The organism is Pseudomonas sp. G5(2012), assembly GCF_000408945.1.
GTDB lineage: Bacteria > Pseudomonadota > Gammaproteobacteria > Pseudomonadales > Pseudomonadaceae > Aquipseudomonas > Aquipseudomonas umsongensis.
In genome coordinates this window covers 1-4,987 of sequence record NZ_APIO01000185.1, presented here as the reverse complement: position 1 = coordinate 4,987, position 4,987 = coordinate 1, and the positions used below count along the sequence as shown (strand labels likewise).

The following is a 4,987-nucleotide window of genomic DNA, read 5'->3' as shown; positions in this document are numbered from 1 at the left end:
CGCGGAGCGTCCCGGGCTGCATTCCCACGCAGAGCGTGGGAACGATCAAGGTGACGGGATCAGGCACTCAGCGAATAGATCAACGCCGAGATCGCCACCAGCCCAACTGCCACTACAAACACGTTCGACGCCTGGCCACGATAACGTGCCATCGCCGGTATCTTGCGGATGGCGTACATCGGCATCAGGAACAGGATTGCCGCGATCACCGGACCGCCCAGGGTTTCGATCATGCCGAGGATGCTCGGGTTTAGCGTGGCGACGATCCAGCACACCACCAGCATGAACGCCGCGACGATGCGGTCCAGGGTCTTGGCTGCTGGACGTTTGCCGCTCTTGACGATCAGGCCCTTGAGACCTTCGCTGGCGCCGATGTAGTGCCCCAGGAACGACTTGGAGATGGCCACGAAGGCAATCAACGGTGCCGCGAAGGCAATGGTCGGATTGCTGAAGTGGTTGGCCAGGTACGACAGGATCGACAGGTTCTGTGCCTTTGCCTCGGCCAGTTGCGCCGGCGACAGGGTCAACACGCAGCTGAACACGAAGAACAGCACCATCACCACCATCAACGCGTGGGCCCGGGACAGGATCTGCGAGCTGCGCTCTTCGGCGTGCTCGCCGTATCGGCGCTTCTGGTCCACGGCGAATGCCGAGATGATCGGCGAATGGTTGAACGAGAACACCATTACCGGAATCGCCAGCCACAAGGTGCGCAGCAACGCCGATGGCTCAGGCAGCGTGCTGGCCGTGGTCAGGATGCCGCCATTCCAGTGTGGAATCAGGAACACCGCCAGGAACAGCAGCGCGACGATGAACGGGTAGACCATCAGGCTCATGGCCTTGACGATCACCTGCTCGCCGCAGCGCACCACGGCCAGCAGGCCGAGGATCAGCACGAACGACAGGACCGCACGCGGTGGCGGCATGATGTGCAGTTGATGTTCGAGGAAGCTGCCCACGGTGTTGGTCAGGGCCACGCTGTAGATCAACAGGATCGGGAAGATCGCGAAGAAGTACAGCAAGGTGATCAACGCACCGGCCTTGAGCCCGAAATGCTCTTCCACCACTTCGGTGATGTCCGCGCCTTCGCGGCCAGACAGCACAAAGCGGGTCAGGCCTCGGTGTGCGTAGAACGTCATCGGAAACGCCAGCAATGCCAGGACCAAAAGCGGCCAGAATCCGCCCAGGCCCGCATTGATCGGTAAAAACAGGGTTCCCGCGCCAATCGCCGTACCAAACAAGCCCAGCATCCAGGTGGTGTCCTGGCGATTCCAGCTCGTAAGAGTTGCGGGTGTCGCTGCTACAAAGCGTTCGTTAACGCTATTGGCCTGATCATTCATCCGGTGGGATCTCCACATTCCGGTCACTTGCCACCCGGCCAGGACGCGTCGGAATACCCGACAGGCAGCGCCTGGCCGAAACAGGGGCGCGATTCTGGAGGATTAGTGAACAGAAGCAAAGACTTAGGTGAGGAACGGTGGTACCAGGTTGCACCTTTGCCCCCCTGCAAGGACTCGCAATCAATGGCAGACGACGATGTGCGCTTGATAAAGGTTATTCATCATGTATTTTTAAAGAACCTGTCAACCCTCTGGAGTCACCCCATGCCCCTGGTTCGCGTCGACCTCAAGAAACAGCAGGACCCCACCTACGCCAAACGTGTCGGACAACTGATCTACGCTGCCTTGCGCAGTGCGATTGGCGTGCCGGAAAACGATAACTTCCAGATTCTTGCCGAGCACGACGACCAGCATTTCATCTTCGATCCCCAGTACCTGGGCATCCAGCGCACCGATAACCTGGTGGTCATCCAGATCACCCTGAGCGAAGGCCGAACCCTGGAGCAGAAAAAACTGCTCTACAAAACCATCGTCGAAAGCCTCAATACGCAACTGGCCGTGCGCCTGGAGGATGTTTTCATTAATCTGGTGGAAGTGAAGAAAGAGAACTGGTCGTTCGGCAATGGCATTGCCCAATACGCACTCTGATCGCCAACTTATTGACCTGTGAGCCGCCCATGCCCCGCGTTTCCCGCAAACAAGCCGACCTCAACCGTGAAATCATCGTCGAGGCCGCCACACGGTTGTTTCGCGAACGCGGCCTGCACGGGATCAGCGTCGTCGACGTGATGGCGGCGGCGGGGCTGACCCATGGCGGCTTCTATGGTCACTTCCAGTCCAAGGAAGCGCTGGCCAGGGAGGCCAGCGAGCGGGCATTCAAAGAAGTGGGTACGCGATGGCGCGAACGAATCACCCAGGGCGACGACAAGGCGGCGGCGCGCCAGGCACTGATCAAGCCTTACCTGTCGGTCTACAGCCGCGATAACCCTGGTGAAAGCTGCCCGGTGGTGGCCTTTGCCGGCGACATGTGCCACGAGCACGCCGACAGCAGCCTGCGCGAGCCGTTCATGGCCGGCCTGAACCGACTGCTCGATGCCCTGGGCGAACTGATGGATTCGGACGATGCCGCCGAAAAGCGGCAGCAAGCGCTGGTGCAGTATTCACTGATGGTCGGCGCGCTGACACTGGCGCGGGCCACCCGGGGTGACGCCCTGTCGGAGGAAATCCTCGAGGCGGCCCAGAATTTTCTGACAGAGTCCCCTGCCCCGGACTGAATATTCGGCGTCATCAAAAATATTCGCTGCCTTAAAAAGATCGCAGGCTTCGCCAGCTCCTACACTGAGGAGCGACGCCAGTGAGATTGCCAAAATGGTTCGCAACCAGCACTCTCGACCGACGTTCGCGCCCGACTGCCCGCTGCCCACAGGAGCAAAGCATGCCTGCAACCGTTCTGGTACTGGTTGAAACCATCAATGATTACTTGCCCATCCTCGAACATCAGGGCTTTCACCTGATCCTGGCGCCCACGCCTGCCGAGCGCGCCGAGGCCGTCACCCGACACAGCGGCCAGATCGACGCCGTCCTGACCCGGGGCCCTCTCGGTCTATACGCCGATGAAATCGCCGCCCTGCCCAACCTCAAGATCATCTGCGTGATTGGCGCGGGATACGAACAAGTCGACCTGCAAGCCGCCGCCGACCGGGGCATCACCGTCACCAATGGCGCCGGGGTCAACGCCTCTTCGGTGGCAGACCATGCCATGTCATTGCTGCTGTCGCTGGTGCGCGATATCCCCCGCTGCGATGCCGCGGTACGTCGGGGTGAATGGCCAAAAATCATGCGCCCTTCCCTGGCCGGCAAGCGCCTGGGCATTCTCGGCCTCGGCGCGGTCGGCATGGCCATCGCCAAACGTGCCGCCGCGGGCTTCGACATGACGGTGAGTTACCACAACCGCCAGCACCGCAGCGATGTGCCCTACAAGTTCTGCTCGACACCCACCGAACTGGCCCGTGCCTCGGACTTTTTGATCGCCGCCACCCCGGGAGGACTGGGCACCAAGCACCTGATCAATCGGCAGGTGCTCGAGGCCCTGGGGCCGAACGGATTTTTCGTCAACATCGCCCGCGCCAGCGTAGTGGTCACCGCCGACCTGATTACCGCGCTTGAGCAGCGGCGGATCGCCGGTGCCGCGCTGGATGTCTTCGATGCCGAGCCCAAGGTGCCGGATGCCCTCAAGGCCCTGGCGAACGTAATCCTCAGCCCGCATGTGGCCGGGCTTTCCCCCGAGGCCATCCAAGGCACCGTGGAACTGGTGGGGCGCAACCTCGTGGCGTATTTTTCCGGCCAGCCCGTGCTGACCCCCATCGAATTGCCCAAGGGTGTGGTTACCCAAGCCGTCCAGTAAGGCAATTCAAACGGGTGTATCAAAAGCAATGATTGCCCGGCAACACGCTCACCTATAAGGGCTGTTCGAGGTTGTGGGTGCCGGGTGCGCGCATTAGATTAGCCAATAGTTTCAGGCCTCCAGAATAAGCAGAAGGGATAAGCATGACGCTTACTGACCAATCCACCCGCACCCGCGCCGGCGAAGAACTCGATGCCAGCCTGATCGATCCCTATCTCAAGGCCCACATTCCGGGATTGAGCGGCCTGCCACGGATCAGCCAGTTCCCGGGCGGTGCGTCCAACCTCACCTACTTGCTGGAGTACCCCGAACAGGAGTTCGTCCTGCGTCGCCCGCCCTTCGGTCACAAAGCCAAGTCCGCCCATGACATGGGGCGCGAATTCCGCATCCTCAATCAACTGCGCGACGGTTTTCCGTATTGCCCGAAGGCCTATGTGCACTGTACTGATGAAGCGGTGATCGGCGCCGAGTTCTATGTGATGGAGCGGGTCAACGGCATCATCCTGCGCTCCGAACTGCCGCCGGAACTGGGGCTGGACTCGGCAAAGACCGAAGCGCTGTGCAAGAGCTTCATCGACAAGTTCGTCGAACTGCACCGTGTCGACTACAACGCCTATGGCCTCGGCGACCTCGGCAAGCCCGAGGGCTACGTGGCGCGGCAGATCAAAGGCTGGAGCGATCGCTACGAGAAAGCCCTGACCCCCGATGCGCCGCAGTGGGAAGCCGTGAAAGCCTGGCTCAACGACAAGATGCCGGCCGATCATCCGACCTCCAGCATCGTGCACAACGACTACCGCTTCGACAACGTCATCCTCGACCCGAACAACCCGATGCAGATTATCGGCGTGCTCGACTGGGAACTGACCACCCTGGGCGACCCGTTGATGGACCTGGGCAACACCCTCGCCTACTGGATCGAAGCCGGGGATCCGGCGCCGGTACAATTGATGCGCCGTCAGCCCAGCCACGCACCGGGCATGCTGACCCGTCGCGAATTCGTCGACTATTACGCCCAGCGTTCAGGCATCGAAATCGACAATTTCGACTTCTACTACACCTACGGCCTGTTCCGCCTGGCCGGTATCGTGCAGCAGATCTACTACCGCTTCTACCATGGCCAGACCCAGGACAAACGCTTCGCGCAGTTCATTCACATGAACAAACTCCTGGAGCAGATGAGCTTGCAGGTCATCCACAAATCCAGCCTCTGATACCACTCCCACTTGTAGGAGCCCGGCTTGCC

5 protein-coding genes are annotated in these 4,987 nt (G+C 60.6%); 4 read left to right on the top strand and 1 reads right to left on the bottom strand.

Going from position 1 to position 4,987, the window contains the following annotated elements; all coding sequences use genetic code 11:
* Nucleotides 1–59: 59 nt before the first annotated feature.
* A complete protein-coding gene (locus tag PG5_RS32125; protein WP_020801253.1) occupies nucleotides 60–1,340 on the bottom strand; it encodes a serine/threonine transporter in 1,281 nt (426 codons plus the stop codon).
* A 264-nt stretch (nucleotides 1,341–1,604) separates the two neighbouring features.
* On the opposite strand from PG5_RS32125, the gene PG5_RS32120 reads away from it, so the two are divergent.
* The 4 genes from PG5_RS32120 (at nucleotide 1,605) to PG5_RS32105 (ending at nucleotide 4,955) form a co-directional block, all read left to right on the top strand.
* The gene (locus tag PG5_RS32120) at nucleotides 1,605–1,988 is read left to right on the top strand and encodes a tautomerase family protein (RefSeq protein ID WP_042955961.1); all 384 of its coding nucleotides are present in this window, start codon (nucleotides 1,605–1,607) and stop codon (nucleotides 1,986–1,988) included.
* 29 nt (nucleotides 1,989–2,017) lie between these two features.
* Entirely contained in the window at nucleotides 2,018–2,614 is a 597-nt protein-coding gene (locus tag PG5_RS32115) for a TetR/AcrR family transcriptional regulator (RefSeq protein WP_020801251.1), read from the top strand.
* Nucleotides 2,615–2,775: 161 nt separating this feature from the next.
* Nucleotides 2,776–3,744 carry a 2-hydroxyacid dehydrogenase gene (locus PG5_RS32110; protein ID WP_020801250.1) on the top strand — a complete coding sequence of 323 codons (969 nt, stop codon included), beginning with the start codon at nucleotides 2,776–2,778 and terminating at the stop codon, nucleotides 3,742–3,744.
* 143 nt (nucleotides 3,745–3,887) lie between these two features.
* Nucleotides 3,888–4,955, top strand: coding sequence for a phosphotransferase family protein (locus PG5_RS32105; protein WP_020801249.1), 1,068 nt, complete (start codon nucleotides 3,888–3,890; stop codon nucleotides 4,953–4,955).
* Nucleotides 4,956–4,987: the final 32 nt, after the last annotated feature.